This is a genomic window from Micromonospora sp. NPDC048907, from assembly GCF_055586885.1.
In genome coordinates this window covers 460,724-482,114 of sequence record NZ_JBVJHI010000004.1, presented here as the reverse complement: position 1 = coordinate 482,114, position 21,391 = coordinate 460,724, and the positions used below count along the sequence as shown (strand labels likewise).

Sequence of the window (21,391 nt, the reverse complement as noted above, 5' to 3'; positions counted from 1 at the left end):
CGTGGGTGTCCACGAATTGACCGTCAGTGGCCATAATGATCGGGTGGCTGTAGGCGCGCACCCGACCCGGTCCGACCGCCCCATCGACTTCTTCATCAGCTACTCCCCGGCCGACGAGCGGTGGGCGACCTGGCTGGCGTGGGAGTTCGAGGCGGCCGGCTACCGCACCCTGCTCCAGGCGTGGGACTTCGTGGCCGGCACCAACTTCATCGACTTCATGGACCGGGGGGTCCGCGAGGCCGAGGTGGTGGTGGCGGTGCTGTCCGAACGCTACCTGCACTCGACCTACGGCAAGCTCGAATGGCAGGCCGCGCTGCGCGCCGACCCGGACGGCACCGGCAACAAGCTGGTCACCGTGCGGGTCGAGGACTGCCCTATCGACGGCCTGCTCGCCACCATCACCTACGTCGACCTGGTCGGCGTGAGCGACCCGGCGCAGGCGCGGGGCCGGGTGCTCGACCGGATCCGCCAGACGCTCGACGGCCGCGCCAAACCGATGCGACAGCCGGCCTTCCCGCACCATCCCGCCGACCCGGCCGGGGTGCTCGCCGCGCCCGCCGCCGGCGCGCCCGCGCCCCGCCGCGCCCGGCGTACCCCGATCAACCCGCCGCCGTTCCCGCCGGCGGCGGCCGTGCCGACGGCGCGCGGCGCCGTGACCGTGCTCCAGGTCGCCGGGCCGCGCTTCGGCCGCGGGGTGATCGAGCCGGGCGCGCCGGTCACGCCCGGCGAACTCCAGGAACACCTGATGGGCGACCTCACCCTGCTGCTGAACGACGGGGTGCCGCGGCCGGACCTGCTGGTGGTGGCCGGCAACCTGACCGAGTCGGGCAGCCCCCGGGAGTTCTCCGACGCGCTGAGCTTCCTCACCGGGCTGCGGGTGCTGCTCGGCCTGGAGCCGCACCGGCTGGTCGTGGTGCCCGGCCCGCGCGACGTCACCATGGCCGCCAGCCGCGCCTACTTCGCCACCTGCGAGGCCGACGACGTCGACCCGCAGCCGCCGTACTGGCCGAAGTGGCGGCACTACGCGCGCCTCTTCGACGAGCTCTACCAGGGCCTCGACGACCGCATCTTCGACAGCGAGCAGCCGTGGACCCTCTTCCCGGTGCCGGACCTGCGGGTCGTGGTGGCCGGGCTGAACTCCACCGTGGCCATCACCCACCGCGAGGAGGACCGGTACGGCTTCCTCGGCGAGGCCCAGTCCACCTGGTTCGCCCAGCGGCTGCGCCACTACCAGCAGTCCGGGTGGCTGCGGCTCGGCGCCATGGCACACGCCCCCGGCCCGCGCACCCCGTACGCCGACGAGGTGGCCGTGCCCGACGGGGTGTCGCTGCGCGACCGCGGCTCGTTCAACCGGCTGGTCGGCCCGATGCTCAACCTGCTGCTCGCCGACGCCGCGCCCGGCCCCCGGGTCGAGCCGGTGGTGCCGCTGGCCACCGCCTCCCGGGACGGCCGGGCCCAGGTGCTGCGGCTCGGCGCCGACGGGATGACCCGCTGGGTGCTCGGCCGCGACGACCGGCACGACGTGGGCGAGCCGACCCGGCTGAGCTGGCCGCGGGCCGACGCGACGTTCGGCGCGGCGGGCCCCGCCCAGGTGCCCGACCCGCGGCTGCCCACCGTGGTCGAGGGGCCCACCCAGGGCTCCGCCGAGGACCCGTCGGCCGCCACTCCGGCCGCGCCCGCGCCCGCCCCGCTGGAGCGCCTGCTCGACCGGCTCGCCGAGGTCTGCGAGGCCCGCCACGACCGGGTGGTGGTCCGCCGCGTCGAGGCCGACCCGCCGCACCTCTACGTCACCTACCGGGCCGACGGGGTGGTCCGGCAGCAGCGCGTCGGGGCGCACGTCGGCACCCCGTCGGCGGCCGACGTCGACGGCTTCGCCCGGCGGGTGCACGCCACCGACCCGGACATCCCCTCCGAGCTGGTCTACGACGGCGACCGGGCGCCGCGGGGGCTGGCCGAGGCGGCGCAGCGGCGCGGGGTGCGGCTGCTGCACCTGACCGAGTTCCAGGGCCTGCTCGACCTGCGCGAGTACGTGGCCGCGCAGACCGCCCGGCTGCAGGCCGACCGGCTCTACCCGCCCGGGCAGTACGTCCCGCAGCGCTACCGGCACCTGGTCGGCGCGGACCAGCGGGTCCGCGAGGACGTGGTGGACGAGCTGCTGGAGCTGATCTCCGCGCCGGACGGCCGGTTCGTGCTGGTGCTCGGCGACTTCGGCCGGGGCAAGACCTTCGCCCTGCGCGAGGTGGCCCGCCGGCTGCCCACGGCCGCCCCCGACCTCATCCCGATCCTGGTGGAGCTGCGCGCGCTGGACAAGGCGCACTCGGTCGACGGCCTCGTGGCCGCGCACCTGGCCAACCACGGTGAGCAGGTGATCGACCTCAAGGCGTTCCGCTACATGCTCCGGCAGGGCCGCATCGTGCTGCTCTTCGACGGCTTCGACGAGCTGGTCGCCCGGGTGACCTACGACCGGGCCGCCGACCACCTGGAGACGCTGCTCCAGGCGGCCGAGGGCCACGCGAAGATCGTGGTGAGCAGCCGGACCCAGCACTTCAAGACCAACTCGCAGGTGCTGACCGCGCTGGGCGAGCGGGTGGGGCTGCTGCCGCACCGCCGGGTGCTGGCCATCGAGGACTTCACCCCCGGCCAGATCGAGACGTTCCTGCGGCACCGCTACGGCGGCGACGAGCGGGCCGCGCGCGAGCGGCTGGACCTGCTGGCCGGGGTGAAGGACCTGCTCGGCCTCTCCCGCAACCCGCGCATGCTCGGCTTCATCGCCAACCTCGACGAGGGGCGGCTGGCCGCCGTGGCCGGCGCGGGCGGCACGTTCAGCGCGGCGGCGCTCTACCGGGAGATCCTGGAGTCCTGGCTGGACTTCGAGGAGCGCCGCACCCAGGGCATCCCGGGCGCGCCGGTGAGCCTGCGCCGGCCCGAGCTGTGGCAGGCGGTGAGCCGGCTGGCCTTCCAGCTCTGGGAGAGCGGCGAGTCCTACCTGCGACTGGCCGAGCTGGCCGAGGCCGCAGGCCACCTCGCCGGGCTGGCCGACTCCCGGCTGTCCGGGCCGCAGGCGATCCACGCGGTGGGCGCCGGCAGCCTGCTGGTCCGCACCGACGACGGGCTGTTCGGGTTCATCCACACCTCGGTGATGGAGTGGCTGGTCGCCGAGGGGGTGGCCGAGCAGCTCAACCGGGGGGAGGAGCCGGCCGCGCTGGCGGTGCGCCCGCTGTCCGCGCTGACCGTCGAGTTCCTCGGCGATCTGGCCGACCCCGCCCGCTGCACGGCCTGGACCGCCCGGGTGCTGGGTGACGAGGGAGCCGGCGAGACGGTCCGGGCCAACGCGCTGCGGCTCAGCGCCCGGCTGCGGCTGCCCGACCGGGCCGACCTGCGCGGCGCGGTGCTGCGCGGCGAGGACCTGTCCCACCGGGAGCTCGCCGGGGCGGACCTGACCGGCGCCGACCTGACCGACACCCGGCTGGTCGCCACCAACCTCACCGAGGCGCGGCTGGAGCACGCCCGGCTGCGCGGCGCCCGCCTGGACCAGGCCCGCCTGGCCGGGGCGGATCTGCGCGACGCGGAGCTGGCCGGTGCCCGGCTGTTCCGCGCCGACCTGCGCGGCGCCCGGATCACCGGCAGCCGGTGGCACCGGGCGGCGCTCATCGACGTGAGCGCCGACGCGGCGTTGCTGCGCGCGCCGGAGCTGCGCGGCGCCGTGGTCGCTCCGGGCCGTCCGGTCGCGCCGGGCCTGGCGCCGCCGGCCGTGGGCGTCGCGTACGGCTTCGAGGTGGGCCGGCTGCCCGTGCCGGTGGCGTACAGCCCGGACGGGTCGGTGCTCGCGGTGGGCAGCGACGACGGTGGTGTGCTCATCTGCGACACCGCCGCCGGGCTGCCGGTGCGGACCCTCCAGGGCCACCGGGGCCGGGTCTACGCGGTCCGCTTCGACGCCGCCTCGCACCAGCTGGTGACCGGGGCGGCCGACCTCACCGTGCGGTTCTGGGACGCCGACCACGGCGACGTGCGGCACGTCATCGAGGACGTCTTCGACGGCTGGGTGTGGCCGCTGCTCACCGACGGCGCGCGGGGCCGGCTGGTCGTCGGCGACGCGGCCGGCGTGGTCCGTCTCTACGACACCCGCACGGCCCGGCTGCGGCAGGAGTGGCCCGGCCACGCCGCGCCGATCTGGGGCACGTCGTTCAGCCCGGACGGCCGTCGGGTCGTGGTGGTCGACAGCGCCGGCGTGGTGCGCGGCTGGGACATCCCCTCCGGCCGGCTCGCCTTCGAGGTGCGCGAGCCGGAGGTGGTCTACCGGGTGGTGCACAGCCCCGACGGTCGGCTGCTGGCCGCGGTCGGCCAGCACGGGCGGGTGTGGATCCGCCGGGCCACCGACGGGGAGCTGCTGCGCCAGCCGCGCGGCCACGAGGCCGACGTGTACGCGCTCGACATCCACCCCGACGGCACCCTGATGGCGACCGGCGACACCCACGGCGCGCTGCGGCTCTGGGAGCTGGAGACCGGCCGCCCGGTCCGGGTGCTCGGCCGGCAGCGCGGCGCGATCTACAGCGTCCGGTTCAACGGCGACGGAAGCGTCCTGGCCACCGCCGCCAGCGACGGGGCGATCCAGCTCTGGGACAGCGCCGACGGGCAGCTCCGGCACGAGCTGACCCGGCACCGCGGCTCGGTGTGGCCGGTGGTCTGGCGGCCCGACCAGGCCCAGGTGGCGACCAGCAGCAACGACGGCACCACCCGGCTGTGGGACGTGCGTTCCGGGCAGCTCCAGCACACGCTGCGGGGGCACGGCCGGCGGGTCACCGCGCTGTCCTTCCGGGACGACGGCGAGGTCCTGGCGGCCTGCGGCAACGACGGCGTGGTCCGGCTCTGGGAGCCGCGCACCGGCCGGCTGGTCCGGCAGCTCGCCAGCCCGGCGGACCGGCTGCTCTCCGTCGTCTTCTGCCCGGGCGAGTCGCTGGTCGCCGCCCCGAGCGGCGACGGCGGCGTGCACCTGTGGAACACCGAGACCGGCCTCGACGAGCGGGAACTCAACGTGGACACCGACCACGTGTGGGCGACCGCGTTCAGCCCGGACGGCGACGCCCTCGCCACCGCCAACGACGACGACACCGTGCGGCTGTGGTACCGGCGTACCGGCCGGCACTTCGCCACCCTCACCCCGCACCGGGGCCGGGTGCGCGCCATGGCGTTCAGTCCGGACGGCGAGACCATCGCCACCGGCTGCGACGACCAGCTCGTCCGGCTCTGGGACGCGGCCACCGCGACCTGCCGGCTCACCCTCGAACACCACACCGACCGGGTCTACGCGGTGTCCTTCAACACCGACGGGACGCTGCTCGCCAGCGCCAGCAACGACGGCGTCGCCGTGGTCTGGGACGCGCTCACCGGTGAGCGGCGCACGGTGCTCACCGAGCACACCGGCCGGCTCTGGTCCTGCGCGTTCAGCCCCAGCGGCAACCTGCTCGCCACCGCCGGCGACGACCTCGTCATCCGGCTCTGGGACCCGGGCACCGGCCGGCTGCACGGCACGCTGGCGGCACACACCCGGCGGGTCTGGTCGGTGGCGTTCAGCCCGGACAGCAGCCTGCTGGCCAGCGCCGGCGACGACGGGACCGTGCGGCTGTGGGACGTCGCCGACCCGGAGCACGCCCAGCTGCGGGCCACCCTCATCGGGCTGCCCGACGGCTGGGCGGCGGTGAGCCCGGACGGCCGGTACAAGCTGGACGGCGACCCGGGCGGCCAGTTCTGGCACGTCATCGGCACCTGCCGGTTCGAGGTGGGTGAGCTGGACCCGTACCTGACCCAGGTGCGGCGGCTCGCCGTGGACGCCCCGTTCTGACCCGCGACGCGACCGTTACCAGCGTCGGCGCCGGCCGCTTCGTTACACGCCTCGACAGGTTCTGGCTGACCGATCAGTCCATCCCGGACGTGCGGTGTAGCGATGTGAACCGATCAGTTTGACGCTCTGTCACGATCTCGACACAGAAGTTGTGGGTCTCCTCCGCGATCGATGTGCTGGCGCGGGACCAGCGCCGTCGATGACGGCCATCGAGGAAGAGGTGGCTCATGGTGGCTCTACGACGGCTGCTCGCCAGCCTGACGGCGGCGGTGGTGACCGCCGCGCTCGCCCTGGTGTGGACGGCGGCGCCGGCCCAGGCGGACGAGGCCTGGGAGACCGCGCTCAAGACCCTGATGTCCCGCACGGCCACCTGGGCCGAGGGCGGGCTGTCCCGGGTCGGCCTGCTCGGCCAGCCGCTGCCGCTGCTCGGCGTCAGCCCGGGCGCGCTCGTGGACACCGACAAGCTCACCCGCAAGGCCTCCGACGCCCTGGCCGGCGGCCTCACCAGGGACGATGTGGACCTCGGCGGGGGCACCCGGTTGACCAGCACGGTGAGCACCAGCGGCGGCGACCACCTGCTCGACGTGCTGGTGACCACCAAACGGCAGGTCACCGCGAAGGACCTCGCGGTCGGCGGGGTGACCGTCGGCAAGGCGGTCGACGTCACCGGCTGGGCCACCCTGCACCTGCGAGCCCGGCACACCGCCGCGGGGGAGACCTACCTGGTCCGCGACGGGGACACCCCGCGCCTCGACGTCGACGCCGCGGCGACCCTCCGCGCCGACCTGGACCAGGCCACCGCCTCGGTCGGCATCCTCGGCGTCACGCTCACCGCGGGCAGCACCCTCACGGCCCGTACCCATGTCAAGGTCACCGTGACCGACCCCAACGGCGACGGCCGGCTCGCCTTCGACACCGGCGCCGGCACCGGAACCGGTGAGCTGGGCGCGGCCGGCTCCCTCGGCGGGCTCGTCCAGGTCGCCCTGGACAACTCCGGCGGCGGCCGGATCTCCGACACCGAGAGCGAGCCGGGCCCCGGCTCCGTCCACGGCCAGGTGAACCTCGGCGCGGCCACCGCCGGCGCCCCCTTCGCCGTGCCGGCCGTCGCCGCCACCGTGAAGGTCGACTGGAACGACATCAGCGTGGGCAGCCCGACCGTCACCACCACCGGGCTCGACGAGACCATCGCCAAGTTCCGGAACATGAGCCCGCTGGACCTGGCCTCCGGGCTGGCCCAGCTCGCCACCCTGCTCGGTGGGGTGCAGCAGAGCGGGCCGGCCGGCAACCTGAGCCTGCCCTTCCTGCGTGGCACCTTCGCCGACGCCGTGAAGGTCAACGAGAAGCTCACCGGCTTCCTCAAGAAGTACGTGCACCCCAAGCCGGACGACCCGGAGTTCGACCCGGCCACCGACGACCCCGCCAAGGCGGGCCAGCCGAAGTTCAGCTCGATCCAGCAGCTCGTGGCGCTGCTCGCCGCCGAGGGGCTGCCGGTCGACAACCTCTCCTTCGCCGACGAGAAGCTGGTCTTCCGGGTGAAGCTGGAGCGGGAGTCCACCGTGGCGGTGCCGCTGGACCCGGGCGCCGCCTCCGTCTCCGGCCGCGGCGCCACCTTCACGGCCAAGGGCTTCAGCGTCGGCGAGAACCGGTTCACCCCCGGCGAGCTGGTCGGCCAGCGGGTCGTGGCGGGCACCTCGGCCGGCACCATCGCGGCGAACACCGCCACCACGGTCACCCTCCAGGAGAACTGGATCGGCGGCCAGCCCGGCCCGGACAGCGTCTGGGTGATCAGCGGCTCCAGCCCGAACATCGGCGCTGTCGAGCTGGCCGGCACGCTCACCAAGCCGGCCGGCGGCGACAAGAAGGTCGGCCTGCGGGCCGCGAACGCCCAGGCCAGCTTCGCCACCGTCAAGCCCCGCTACAGCGCGGCGGTCACGCTCGTGCTCGACCTGCGCGACGACCTCGGCAGCCCGGAGGCCAACGCCGACCGGGTGCTGCTGCGCACCGACCCGTCCACGCCCCTGTTCGCGGCGGACTTCCCGATCGCCACCGCTGTCGACTTCTTCGCCACCGCCGGCTTCCTCAAGGTCAAGCTCGGCGGTGACCTCGCCGTCGGCCCGGCCGCGGCCGGGCAGCGGATGGTCCAGGTCAGCTTCAAGCAGGCGCAGGACGTCAGCCTCGGCGAGCTGTTCCGCCGGCTGCAGGCCGAGCCGGGCAACCTGCTCGCCGTCTCCTCCTCCGTGAAGACCACCGGGCGGGTCACGGTCAGCGTCCCGGGCGCCACCGGGGCCCTCGGCCAGGGCGTCGGCGTGGACGTGAGCTGGAAGGCCGGCGAGCAGCCGGTGGTGGACACCAGCAGCCTCGACGGGATCTTCGCCGTCGACTTCAACCCGGACGACCCGAAGGCCCTCTTCGCGGTCGTGATCGAGGCGCTGCGGCTGGTCAACGCCGCGCTCACCCAGCCCGGTGGCGGCAGCGGGCCGTTGAACACCGAGATCCCGCTGCTCGGCCGGTCCGCGCGGGAACTGCTCGGCGCCGACGAGAGCGGCGTCGGCAAGGGCGTCACGTTCGCCGCCGACGGAACGAACTTCCTGCTCAAGGACGCCAACCGCAGCGGCGACGCCGCCTTCGAGCCCCGGCTCGCCGGGCGGACCCTGGTGATCGGCAGCAAGGCGTACCGGGTGCTGGACCGGGTGGACGGCCAGACCCTGCGGGTCGACGCGGCCGGCACACCGAAGCCCGCGGACGGCACGGCGTACGCGCTGCGGCCCGAGCTGGCCGACGCGCTGGACAAGCTGCTCGCCGCGCCCCCGGACACCCTCCAGGACGCCCTCGACCAGCTCAACGGCGCGATCGGCGCGGACAGCGGGATCCAGTTCACGCTGGACGAGCGGGCCGGCGGCCCGTACCTGCGGGTCGGCCTGGACTGGAAGCGCAACGTGCGCACCGCCGGGCCGCTCGCCTTCGCCTGGGACGGCGCGCGCGACCTGGTCAGCCTGGACAGCTCCGGCACCTTCGCCGTCGACGTGGACGCCCAGGCCAAGCTGGGCCTGCTGCTACCGCTGAAACTGAACGCGGCGCCCCTGCTGGACAAGAGCTCCTCGGCCAAGGTGACGGTGAAGGGTGGGGTGGACGACGCCGCGCTGGCCGCCCGGGTCGGCCCGCTCGCCCTCAACCTCGGCAAGGACCCCGACTTCGCGACCGTCAAGGCGAACCTCAGCGTGGGCGTGGGCGGGCTCACCGCCGACGGGCCGGTCACCGACCTGCTCGGCCTGACGCCGACGTTCACCACCGCCGGCGTGGACTGCGGCGGCGGGGTCGGCAGCGCGACCACCCCCATCTGTGCCCGCGCGCCGCTGTTCGTGGACAACTGCGAACCCGCCGACGCCACGAACCTGCTCACCTTCACCATGGGGCTGGACCTGGCGCCGCACGCGCAGACCCCGGACCTCACCTCCTGCTTCGCCAACCTGTCGCTGAAGCTCACCGACTTCAACGTCGGCATCGACGGCTACCTGGCCAAGGTGGAGGACGCGCTGCGGCTGGCCAGCTTCGACGGCAAGTTGCCCCTGGTCGGCGACGACCTGCAACAGGGCCAGAAGTTCGTGGCCCAGCTGCGCGCGGACGTCAAGGCGGCCATCGGCCCGGTGCTGGCGGACGCCACGCTGGACAGCGCCGGCGTGCAGAGCGGGCTCAACGACGTGCTGGCCGACCTCGACCCGGGCGTGAGCGCGGTGGTCGGCTGCCGCAGCGGGGTGGCCACTCCCTGCCAGCCGGAGGACTTCCAGTCCATCCGGATCAAGCTGACCGCCGCGCGGGGCGCGCCCTCGGCCGCGGCCGGCTGCACCGACGCGAGCGACAGCGACACGTGCCTCGGTGTGAACGTCCCGCTCGACCTGGGCATCCCCGGCCTGTCGCTGAAGGCCAAGAAGGGCGCCCCGGACGGCATCCAGGCCAAACTCGGCTGGAAGCTGCACCTGGACCTGATCCTCGACCGGGACGAGGGCTTCTACGTCCCCACCCACGACGGGGACACCGCGCCCGAGGTGCAGATCGGCGCCAGCTTCGACATGACCGGCGACCTGGCCGCCCAGCTCGCCTTCATCCAGGTGAACGCCACCAAGCAGGGCACCGCGCCGCTGGTGCGGGCGTACTTCGGGGTCGACCTGAAGGGCTCGGCGGGGGAGAAGAGCTGCTTCGACCCGGCGGTGGCCGCGGACTGCGCCGCCGACCCGGACGCCAAGCTCACCCTCGCCGAGTTCGCCGACCTGGGCTCCCTGCTCGCCACCGACCTCACCGCCCAGGTGAACATCGACTGGAAGCTGGCGGCGACGGTCAACGCCGGTGACGAGGTGGGCTCTGCGCTGCCCGGCGTCAGCGCCCGCTTCGGCCTGAAGTGGGGCCTGGAGCACAAGCAGGGCGGGCTGAGTGCCACCGGCGGCGGGGTCAGCACCCCGCTGCAGGTGACGTTCACCGACATCGCGCTGGACGCCGGCGCCTTCTTCAGCAAGATCCTCAAGCCGGTGGTGGAGAAGCTCAAGGCCGTCACCGGCCCGCTCCAGCCGGTCCTCGACACGCTGTACGCGCCGATCCCGGTTCTGTCGGACCTGTCGAAGGCCACCGGCGGACCGGACATCACGCTGGTCTGGCTCGCCAAGACGTTCAGCACCCTCACCGGCGGGCCGAAGCTCGACTTCGTCGACACCGTCCGCGCCGTGGTGAGCTTCGTGAACCGGATACCGGACTGCGACGCCGGCTGTTCGATCCCGCTCGGCCAGTTCCTGGTCGACCCGGCGAAGGCGCTCACCACCGAGGCGTCGCCGGCGTCCGCGGAGAGCCTGATCAAGCGGGACGACCCGTTCACGAAGGCGAAGACCGCCGCCGAGGTGAAGTCCGCGGTGGACGGCGCGGCCGGAGACGACGGCGAGAAGCTGTTCGCGGCGGGCTCCGACGGGAAGTCCAACGCCCAGAAGACCGGCTTCAGCTTCCCGATCTTCGACAACCCGGGCTCGCTGTTCGGCCTGCTCATGGGACAGGACGTCGAGCTGGTCGGCTTCGACTCCGGCCCGCTGTCGCTCGGCTTCAGCTGGCGGCAGTCCTTCGGCCCGGTGTACGCCCCGCCGCCGGTGCTGGTCACCCTCTCCGGCAGCGCCTCGGTGACCGCCCGGTTCATCGCCGGCCTCGACACCGCGGGCATCCGGCACGCCGTGGAGGCCGCCACCGACGGCACCGACCTCGACGCGGTCAGCCTCCTCGACGGTCTCTACTTCAAGACCGCCGACAGCACCGGCAAGGCCGTCCCGGTGGTAACCCTGCGCGGCGAGATCGCCGCGGGGGCCGAGGTCAGCGTGCTCATCGTCAAGGCGGGCATCGAGGGCGGCATCCGGCTGACCGTCGGGTTCAGCTGGAACGACCCGAACAACGACGGGAAGTTCCGCACCAGCGAGTTCCTCCAGGCCCTGCTGGTGAACCCGGTCTGCCTCTTCACCACCAGCGGGCAGCTGTCGGTCTTCCTCAAGGTCTACATCACCATCGACCTGTTCCTGTTCTCCAAGACCTTCGACTTCACCCTGGTCGACGCCACCCTCCTGGACTTCCGCGCCCAACCCGACTGCACACCGAAGCCACCCGAGCTGGGCGGCACGGTCGGGGACACCCTGGTCGTCTTCGCCGGCAGGTTCGGCACGGACGACGAGCGTGGCGAGACCGCGTGGGACAACACCAAGCCCACCTACGCCGGTGACGTGATCAAGGTGTACGCGGTGCACTTCGCGGACGACAACGCCGACTTCGACGGCTTCGCGGTCGAGGCGCTCGGCCGCAAGCAGGAGTTCCTCGACCCGAACCTGACCCGGGTCGTGGTCGACGGGCGGGGCTACAGCGTCGCCGACGCGGACAAGGTCGCCATGTCCGTGCTGCTGCTCGGCGACGGTGACACCGGCGGCGACGGCACGAAGACCTCCGCGTTCGACAAGGCCGCCGTGGTCATCGGCTCGGACGGCAAGGACCAGATCCGCACCGGCACCGGCCCGGCCTGGGTGGACGGGCGCGGCGGCGAGGACGTGATCGTCACCGCCGAGGCGGCCGGCCAGGTCAGCCGGGTGGCCGGCGGCGCCGGGAAGGACACCGTCACCACCGGCGACGGCAACGACGTCGTGGCCGGCGACAGCGACCTCGGCGCGGTCGACCGCCCCGGCACCACCACCGTGCACACCTCGGTCGGCGACAAGGGCCTCACCGGCCTGGTCGACTGGACGAAACTGAAGGACCCGACCGAGGAGACCACCGGCGCCGACGACCACGTCACCGTCGGGCACGGCGCCAGCACGGTCTACGGCAACGGCGGCGACGACGTCGTCGGCGTGGTGCTCGACGACCGGCCGAACGGGAAGAACGTCATCGTCGGCGGCCCCGGCGCGGACATCCTCAACGGCGGCAAGGCCGACGACACCATCCACACCGCCGGCAGCACCGCGCCGGCCGACCCGGACGCGGCCGGCAGCGGCGACGCCGGCCTGATCAACCGGGTCGACACCGGCGCCGGCCAGGACACCGTGCACGGCAGCGCCGGCGCGGACCTGGTCGTGTCCCACTCGGCCAACGGCCAGACCGGCCACGTGTACGGCTACGGCGGCGACGACGTGCTGGTCGGCGGCTACGGCACCGACGAGCTGTTCGGCGGCCCGGACGAGGACTACGTGATCGCCGAGCCGTCCAGCGTCGGCGACCCGGACGGCACCGACGGGTACGGCCCGGCCCGCCAGGTCGTCCACCAGCCGCTGCCGGCCGGCACCGAGTCGCAGACCAAGCTGCTCGTCGGCGGCCTGGGCAGCGACCACGTGGTCGGCGGCGACGGCGGGGCCACCGTCTTCGGCGACCGGCGACTGACCGCCGAGACCTGCGCCGACGCCACTCTCGCCGGCGGCCAGCCGGCCCCCACCGACCAGGGCTCGGCCGACCTCATCCTGGGCGGGGCCGGGGTCGAGGTGGTCACCGCCGGCAGCGGCGACGACCGGGCCGACCTCGGCGGCGGTGACGACCGGGCCTGTGGCCAGCTCGGCGACGACACCCTGCACCTGGGCGGCGGCGCCGACCGGGCCTGGGGCGGGCCGGGCGTCGACCAGCTGCACGGTGACGACGGGGTCGACCTGCTCTTCGGCAACACCGGCGACGACGGCCTGTACGGCGGCACCGGCGTGGACACCGCCGAGGGCGACGAGGGTGACGACCAGGTGCTCGGCGGCCCCGACGACGACGTGCTCTACGGCGGCGGACGGGTGGCCGGCGTGGCCGACGGCCGGGACTTCGTCTACGGCGAGGACGGCGTGGACCGGATCGTCGGGGACAACGGCACCCCGCGCATCGGTGACGTCGGGCCGTACCCGCTGGACCTGGCCGGGGACGTGCCGGCCGCCGGCGCCGGGGACGTGCTCTCCGGCGGGCCCGAGGGCGACGTCGCGTACGGCGGGCTCGGCGCCGACCGGGTCGACGGTGACGGCGGGGACGACCAGCTGGAGGGCAACAACGGCGCCGACGTGGTCCACGGTGGCATCGGGAAGGACGAGATCGTCGGCGGCTCCGCCCAGGAGCCCGTCGCCGGGACCGGGCGCCCGGACACCGGCGACCAGCTCTTCGGTGACGGCGACGCCGACCTGATCGCCGGGGACAACGCCCGGTTCACGCCGGCCACCGCCGATGCGACCCGGGTCACCCAGGCCCGCGCCGTGCCGTCCCGCAGGGTCACGCTGCTCGACCTCGGGTTCACCCCGGCGGCCGGCACCTCCGGCGGGGACCTGATCTCGGGTGGCGACGCCGACGACGTCATCTTCGGCCAGGGCGGCCCGGACCGGGTGCACGCCGACGCGGGCGCCGACTTCGCCGAGGGGGGCCCCGACTCCGACTGGGTCGAGGGCGACGCCGGCGACGACGACCTGGTCGGCGGCTCCAGCACCGCGTACGACGGGACCGGGCCGGCCACGACGGGCCAGCCGGACACCGCGGACGCCGTGTTCGGCGGACCCGGCTCCGACGCGGTCATCGGGGACAACGGCGCGGTGCTCCGCCCGCTCCCCGGTGAGCAGCCGACGGCCGTGACGGTCCGGCTCGGGGCGGACGGCAACCCGTTCGGCCCGCGGATCGTGGTGCTGCTGGACCGGGCGGCGGTCAGCCCCAACCGGTTCGGCGCGGACCGGATCAGCGGCGGCGACGGGGTCGACACTCTCTGGGGTCAGGACGGCGACGACGCGCTGACCGGCGACGGCGACGGCGACTACCTGGAGGGCAACGGCGGCGCGGACGCGCTGCGCGGCGACACCGCCCTCGGCGCGGCGGGCCGGACCTCGGTCACGCCGCTGCCCGACCCGGGCTGGCCGGGCGACCCGGCGGCCGCCGCCGACCTGGTCGGCGCCGGCGCGCCGGCCGGGCAGGACGACCTGATCGGCGGCAGCGCGGCCGCCGGGTTCCGGGACACCGGGGACGTGGTCGAGGGCAACGGCGCCGACGACGTGCTGCTCGGCGACAACGGCTCGCTGCTGCGGACGGTGACCACGGTGAACGGGAAGCCGGCCGAGCGGGTCTACTCCGAGCGGTACCCGACCGGCGCGGTGCCGGCCGACGCCACCGCGGCCCGGACCCACGACCCGGCGCTGCCCGGCCCGTCCACCCGGTTCTGCACCACGGCCCAGGCCACCTGCGAGCCGGCCGGCGCCTACGGCAACGACCAGCTCTACGGGGACGCCGGCAACGACGGCGCCTGGGGTCAGGACGGCGACGACCAGATCCGGGGTGGCGCCGGCGACGACGACCTCTTCGGTGAGCTGGGCGCCGACAACCTCTACGGCGAGGACGGCCGCGACGCCATCCTCGGCGACCGGGGCGGCGTGGTGAACCAGTTCCTCAACGCCGACGACGTGGCGGCGCTGGGCTTCACCGTGACGCTCTCCTCGGTGCCGCAGGAGTCGTACACCGGGTTCCGGGCCGGCGGCTACGACCGCCGGGTGGACCTGCTGCACGACACCGACGGGGACGCCTGGATCGGCAGCGCCACCTCGGCGCCCATGCCGTACGCCGGGTTGACCGCCGGGGCGGGCGACCTCATCCGGGGCGGGGCCGGCGCGGACAACATCCACGGCGGCTTCGGCGACGACGTGGCCAACGGTGACAGCGGCGGCGACGAGGTGTTCGGCGGCGAGGGCTCGGACGTGCTCTGGGGCGGCAGGGGCTGCGACCCGGTACTCGACGCGGCCAACCCGCAGTGCCTGGTGAACGGCGTGTTCAGCGCCGCCGCCCGGGGCGCCCAGGACCAGTACGTCGACCACCTGTTCGGCGGCGCCGGGGCGACCAGCGGCCCGGCGGTCACCGCGGTGCTCGGCTCCGACCTGCTGGACTTCCGGCCGCGCGGCTCCTACCCGGGCAACTGCGCGGCGGGTGCCTGGCCGGTGGACCTGGCCGCCGGCACGGTCGACCCGTGCCGCTGGTTCGAGGCGACCAACCTGGACAACGACGTCCTCGCCGACAACCAGCACCACCACGGCACCGACTGGATCTACGGCGGCTGGGACCGGGACGTGCTCCAGGGCGACGTGACCCAGAACGGGCCGAACAACGGCGACCGGCTGTTCGACTGGAACGGCGCCTACAACCTGTTCACCCACTGCAACTCGGCGTACGGCGGGTTCAACGACATCCGCCAGCACAGCCCGGCCATGCAGGACTTCCTGACCCGGCTGGCCTGGGCGACGGGTGCCGGACGCAGCGCCGGCGACGTGACCACGGCGGGCACCTCCGCCTTCCTGGAGCTGTCCTACGTGTACCCGCGCGACAACAAGGACCAGGGCGCGGGCGCGGCGTTCCCGAGCACCCCGGGGCACTTCGACACACCGTCCTGCACCGACTGAGCGACGCGTCCGGGGCCCGGCTCTCCCTCGGGGAGCCGGGCCCCGGCGTCGGTCAGCTCGCCGGCATGACCACGGCGTTGCCGGTCACCCGGATGCCGCCGGTGGCCGGCACGTCGACCACCAGCAGACCCGGCCGGCCGAGGTCGGCCCCCTGGTGCAGGCGCAGGGTGGTCGGCGGCTCGACCAGACCGTGGGTACGCAGGTAGCCGCCCAGCGCGGCGGCGGCCGCCCCGGTCGCCGGGTCCTCGACGACGCCGCCCACCGGGAAGGGGTTGCGGACGTCGAACCGCGTGCCGGAGGCCCGCCACACCAGCGCCACGGTGGTCCAGTCCCGCCGCCGCATCAGGTCGCGCAGCCGGTCGAAGTCGTAGTCGAGCGCCGCCAGCCGCTCCCGGGTCCCCGCGCCGAGGATCAGGTGGTGCGCCCCGGCGTACGCGACGCGGGGCGGCAGCGACGGGTCGAGATCCGTCGCGGCCCAGCCCAGGGCGGCGAGCGCCTCGGCGAGATCGTCCGGCGCCACCGGCGCGTCCGAGGGCGCCACGCTGGTCAGGGTCGCGGTGGGCCGTCCGTCGGCGTCCCGGGCGGTCGCCACCCGCACCACGCCCGCTCGGGTCCGGAAGACCAGATCGCCGGTGCCGGCGCGCTCGGCGACGGCCACCGCGGAGGCGATGGTCGCGTGGCCGCAGAACGGCACCTCGGCCTGCGGGCTGAAGTAGCGGACGTCGAACTCGCCCGGGCCGGCGGCGGTGAGGAACGCCGTCTCGGAGTATCCGACGTCGGCGGCGATGGCCTGCATCTGCGGATCGGTGAGCGCGTCCGCGTCGAGGACCACCCCGGCGGGGTTGCCCGCCGCCGGGTCGGTGGTGAAGGCGGCGTACCGCAGGACCTGCGTCATGGCGCCACCGTACGCGTCAGCGCCCGGCGGGACCCACCCACCGGATCTCGCCCTCGTGCCGGACGTCGGTGGGCGCCAGGCCGGCGGCGGTGGCCACGGCGGCGGAGGCCCGGTGCTCCGGGTGGATGTGGGCGACGACGGTCCGCACCCCCTGCCGCCCGAGCCAGGCCACCAGCCCGCGGGCCGCCTCGCCGGCGATGCCCCGTCCCTGCCAGGGCGTGCCCACCACCCAGGCGATCTCCGCGACACGCTCGTGGGCCGGCCCGGTGACGGTCGCCTGCACGGTGCCCACCAGGCACGCCTCGTCGCGGAGCCGGACCACCCAGTTGCGCCAGGCGACGGCCGGGTCGGGCGAGCCGGCGACCAGGCGTTCGTACCGCGCACGCAGGCCCGCCGGATCAGCCGGAGCGCCCCCGATGAAGGCGTGCAGCTCCGGATCACCCAGCACGACCGCCATCTCCTCGGCATGGTCGACGCGCAACGGCACCAGATCCAACCGCGCGGTACGAACCACCCCGACCCCATCCCCGCTCATGCCCACCACACCACCACCCCAGCCCGTCGATCATGAAGTTAGCGCCCGTGGCAAGCGCGTTCCAGGGCGCCAACTTCATGATCAACGGGCTGGGGGTGTGGTCAGGGGGTCAGCGGCGCCATTTCTGGTTGGCGCCGCCGGTGCAGTCCCAGATCTGCAGCCGGGTGCCGTCGGCGGAGCTGGCGCCGGTCGCGTCCAGGCACTTGTTGGCCTGCGGGTTCACGATGTCGCCGTTGGCGCTGAAGACCCACCGCTGGGCGCCGCTGCCGTTGCAGTCCCAGAGCTGCACCTTCGCACCGTTGGCGGTCGACCCGCCGCTCACGTCGAGGCACTTGCCCAGGGCGCGGACCGAGCCGTCGGTGTTCCAGGTCCACCGCTGGGCGGCGGTGCCGTTGCAGGTCCAGAGCTGGACCGCCGTGCCGTTGGCGGTGTTGGCGCCGGCCACGTCCACGCACTTGTTGCCGTACCCGACGATCTGCCCGCCGGTGCCACCGCCGCCGCCACCACCGTTGTCCCAGGCCTGCACCCGGACGTAGTCGATGGTCATGGTCTGCGGGAAGGTGGTGCTGCCGTCCGGCGAGCCCGGCCAGTTGCCACCGACCGCCACGTTCATGATCATGAAGAACGGGTGGTCGAAGACCCACCGGTTGCCGCCCGCGTCGGCCGGCGTCTTGCGGGAGTACGCGACGCCGTCCAGGTACCAGGTGATCGAGTCGGGCGCCCAGTCGACCGTGTACGTGTGGAAGGCGTCGGCGAGCGCCTGGCCGCCGGGCAGCGAGGTCTGCCCGGTCAGCGGGTTGCCGCCCGAGTAGCCCGGCCCGTGCAGGCTGCCGTGCACGGTGGACGGTTCGCGGCCGATGTTCTCCATGATGTCGATTTCGCCGCTGTTGGGCCACGGGTTGGTGGCGATGTCGTTGCCGAGCATCCAGAACGCCGGCCAGATCCCCTGCCCGCGAGGGATCTTGATGCGCGCCTCGAAGCGGCCGTACGCCTGGCTGAACGTGCCGTTGGTGAGCAGCCGCGCCGAGGTGTACTGGCAGGTGCCGTACCAGCAGGAGAAGCCCGACGGGTTCTCCCGGCGGGCGGTGATGACCAGGTTGCCGTTGCCGTCGAGGGCGGCGTTGCGGGTGCTGTTGGTGTAGTACTGCAGCTCGTTGTTGCCCCAGCCGCTGCCGCCGATGTCGTACCGCCACCGGCTGGCGTCCGGCGGCGTCCCGGCGGCGCCGTTGAAGTCGTCGGACCAGGTCACCGCGCCGGGCGCGGCCACGGCGGGGGTGTCGGTGACGGTGGTGAGCGCGGCCGTGAGGCCCACGGCCGCGAGGGCCACGGCGGCGATGGTGCGGATCCTGCGCACGGTGCCTCCCTGCTGTTAACAAGTCATAAAGATAGACTTCGATGAAGTTATGAACGAAGTGCCAAGCTGTCAAGAGAGCGCTCCCTGAGCTGGCGTGACGGTTCCGGAACCGGCCGGAAACATTGACGTGATGCGATGCGGTTCGGGAGGATCCGGAACCGGGACGTGGGCGGACCCGGGCCGACGGGGCACCGGGCGACCGGTCCCGTGGGAGGCGCGAGATGAGACTGCCCAGACACGCCACGCTCGGCGCGGTCGGCGCCCTGGTGGTGGCCCTGACGCCGGCCCCGCCCGCGGTGGCCGCCGACGCCGGCACGGTCACCGTCACCGCCGGCCGGCCGGTCTACGCGGCGGCCGAGGGGAGCCGGGTGCCGGTGGACCTGGCGGTGTCCACCTCCGACGGACGCCCCCTGGCCGCCGCGGTCACCGTGCGCTGGGCCACCGGCTCCGGCACGGCCGTGCCCGGCGCCGACTACGCCGCCGCGTCCGGCACGCTCACCTTCCCGGCGGGCAGCCCGTCCGGCGCCACCCGCTCGGTCACCGTCGCGGTGCGCGCCGACGGCGTGGCGGAGACCGCCGAGACCGTGCCGCTGACCCTCGACGCCGACGGGGCCACGGTCGCGACCCGGCCCACCGTGGTGGTCGACGCGCACGGCCTGCCGTACCTCGATCGGCGGCTGCCGGTGCGGCGGCGCGTCGCCGACCTGCTGGGCCGGATGACCCTCGCCGAGAAGGTCGGCCAGATGACCCAGGCCGAGCGGGCGGCCGTCGCCGACGACCCGACCGCCGTCGCCCGCTGGCAGCTCGGCTCGGTGCTCTCCGGCGGCGGCTCGACCCCCGCCAGCAACACCCCGGCCGCCTGGGTCGAGATGGTCAACGGGCTCCAGGCGCAGGCGCTGAGCACCCGCCTGCAGATCCCGCTGATCTACGGCATCGACGCCGTGCACGGCCACGGCAACGTGGTGGGAGCCACCGTCTTCCCGCACAACGTCGGGCTCGGGGCGACCCGCGATCCGAAGCTGGTCGAGCGGGTCGGCCACGCCACCGCCGCGGAGGTGCGTGCCACCGGCATCCCGTGGAACTTCGCGCCCTGCCTGTGCGTGTCCCGCGACGAGCGGTGGGGCCGCAGCTACGAGAGCTTCGGCGAGGACCCGGCGCTGGTGGTGTCGATGGAGACGGTCATCGACGGCCTGCAGGGCCGGCCCGGCCGGCTCGACGACGCCGACCGGGTGCTCGCCACCGCGAAGCACTACGCGGGCGACGGGGACACCGACTACGACGAGGCGGTCGCCGCCGCGAACCAGGGCAAGCCCTGGTGGGAGCAGAAGTACCCGATCGACCAGGGGGTCACCGTCACCGACCGGGCGCACTTCGCCCGCGTCGACCTGGCCCCGTACCTGCCCGCCGTGCGGGCTCACGGGGTGGGCAGCGTCATGCCCTCCTTCTCCAGCGTGGACTGGACCGAGGACGGGCTCGGCAACCCGACCAAGATGCACGCCCACCGCGAGCTCATCACCGACGTGCTCAAGGGCCGGCTGGGCTTCGACGGGTTCCTGATCTCCGACTGGGAGGGCATCCACCAGATTCCCGACCCGGCCGAGCCGACCAACGGCGGGCTGACCGCGTACAAGGTCCGCGTCGGCGTCAACGCTGGCACCGACATGTTCATGGAGCCGAACACCGCCGAGCAGTTCGAGCAGCTGCTCCTCGCCGAGGTGACCGCCGGCCGGGTGCCCACCGCCCGGATCGACGACGCGGTCCGGCGGATCCTCACCAAGAAGTTCGAGCTGGGCCTCTTCGAGCACCCGTACGCCTCGGCCGACAACCTCGACCAGGTCGGCAGCGCGGCGCACCGCGCCGTCGGCCGGGAGGCCGTGGCGAAGTCCCAGGTGCTGCTGAAGAACAGCGGCCGGGCCCTGCCGTTGCGCCCGGACGCCAGGCTCTACGTGGCCGGGCGCAACGCCGACGACCTCGGCAACCAGGCCGGCGGCTGGACGGTGACCTGGCAGGGCGTCTCCGGCGCCGACGCCGTACCCGGCACGTCCATCCTGGACGGCATCCGCCAGGTCGCCCCGGGCGCACAGGTCACCTACAGTGCCGACGCCTCCGCGCCGACGGACGGCGCCCAGGTCGGTGTCGTGGTGGTCGGCGAGACCCCGTACGCGGAGGGCTACGGCGACGTCGGCGGCCCGGAGTGCGGGTGGTGCAGCGTGCCGCAGCAGGAGGAGAAGTCACTCCGGCTCCAGCCCGCCGACCGGGCCGTCGTCGACAAGGTCTGCACGGCGCTGCCCACCTGCGTGGTGCTGGTGGTCTCCGGCCGGCCGCAGGTGCTCACCGACCAGCTGGGCGAGATCGACGCCCTGGTGGCGTCGTGGCTGCCGGGCAGTGAGGGCGCCGGGGTGGCCGACGTGCTCTTCGGTCGCCGGCCGTTCACCGGCCGGCTGCCGGTGAGCTGGCCGCGGGACGAGGCGCAGGTGCCGGTCAACGTGGGCGACGCCGACTACCGGCCGCTGTTCCCGTTCGGTTGGGGCCTGCGGACCGTCCCGGGCCGCGCCGGGCTGTCCGCCGTCGCCGCCGACCGGGCGCAGGTGCGGGCGGCCCTCGCGCCGGCCGGCTGGAACGCCGACGGCTCGCTGCGCGACGCCCCCCGGGTGCTGGACCGGCTCGGGCGGCAGCTCGGCGCCGACCACCGGGACGGCGCGCTGGTCGAGGCCATCCTCGGGGTGGCCCGGGACGCCGCCCAGGCGGCCGTGGTGCGGGGGAGCGCGCCGGACGACTGGGCCGCCCTGATCGCCGATGCCGACCACGCCCAGCTCACCGGCGACCCGGTCCGGGCGTTCACCCTGCTGGCCCGCGTCGCCAGCTGACCCGCGCC

General features: G+C 74.4%; 6 protein-coding genes. 3 read left to right on the top strand and 3 right to left on the bottom strand.

The window, feature by feature from the left end; genetic code table 11:
* The first annotated feature begins 43 nt into the window (after positions 1-43).
* Both ACZ6PY_RS16120 and ACZ6PY_RS16115 read left to right on the top strand, forming a co-directional pair.
* Positions 44-5,839: a WD40 domain-containing protein gene (locus ACZ6PY_RS16120; RefSeq protein ID WP_466072860.1), complete on the top strand. Its 5,796-nt coding sequence runs from the start codon at positions 44-46 to the stop codon at positions 5,837-5,839.
* A gap of 227 nt (positions 5,840-6,066) precedes the next feature.
* A complete protein-coding gene (locus ACZ6PY_RS16115; RefSeq protein WP_466072858.1) occupies positions 6,067-15,732 on the top strand; it encodes a hypothetical protein in 9,666 nt (3,221 codons plus the stop codon).
* A gap of 52 nt (positions 15,733-15,784) precedes the next feature.
* Here the strand turns inward: ACZ6PY_RS16115 and ACZ6PY_RS16110 are convergent, their stop codons facing one another.
* The 3 genes from ACZ6PY_RS16110 to ACZ6PY_RS16100 all read right to left on the bottom strand — a co-directional run bounded on the left by ACZ6PY_RS16110 (position 15,785) and on the right by ACZ6PY_RS16100 (position 18,516).
* The gene (locus ACZ6PY_RS16110) at positions 15,785-16,627 is read right to left on the bottom strand and encodes a PhzF family phenazine biosynthesis protein (protein ID WP_466072856.1); all 843 of its coding nucleotides are present in this window, start codon (positions 16,625-16,627) and stop codon (positions 15,785-15,787) included.
* A gap of 16 nt (positions 16,628-16,643) precedes the next feature.
* The gene (locus ACZ6PY_RS16105; protein ID WP_466072855.1) at positions 16,644-17,162 is read right to left on the bottom strand and encodes a GNAT family N-acetyltransferase; all 519 of its coding nucleotides are present in this window, start codon (positions 17,160-17,162) and stop codon (positions 16,644-16,646) included.
* A gap of 109 nt (positions 17,163-17,271) precedes the next feature.
* The gene (locus ACZ6PY_RS16100) at positions 17,272-18,516 is read right to left on the bottom strand and encodes an RICIN domain-containing protein (protein WP_466072854.1); all 1,245 of its coding nucleotides are present in this window, start codon (positions 18,514-18,516) and stop codon (positions 17,272-17,274) included.
* A 221-nt stretch (positions 18,517-18,737) separates the two neighbouring features.
* Between ACZ6PY_RS16100 and ACZ6PY_RS16095 the strand changes: the two genes are divergently transcribed.
* Positions 18,738-21,383 (top strand): glycoside hydrolase family 3 N-terminal domain-containing protein, encoded by a 2,646-nt coding sequence (locus ACZ6PY_RS16095; RefSeq protein ID WP_466072853.1) that lies wholly within the window; start codon positions 18,738-18,740, stop codon positions 21,381-21,383.
* Positions 21,384-21,391 lie beyond the last annotated feature (8 nt).

What these genes read in the sequence shown, in the direction of transcription:
- ACZ6PY_RS16115 (WP_466072858.1), top strand. Translation starts at nt 6,067, where the DNA reads ATGGTGGCTCTACGACGGCTGCTCGCCAGCCTGACGGCGGCGGTGGTG.
- ACZ6PY_RS16110 (WP_466072856.1), bottom strand. Translation starts at nt 16,627, where the DNA reads ATGACGCAGGTCCTGCGGTACGCCGCCTTCACCACCGACCCGGCGGCG.
- ACZ6PY_RS16105 (WP_466072855.1), bottom strand. Translation starts at nt 17,162, where the DNA reads ATGAGCGGGGATGGGGTCGGGGTGGTTCGTACCGCGCGGTTGGATCTG.
- ACZ6PY_RS16095 (WP_466072853.1), top strand. Translation starts at nt 18,738, where the DNA reads ATGAGACTGCCCAGACACGCCACGCTCGGCGCGGTCGGCGCCCTGGTG.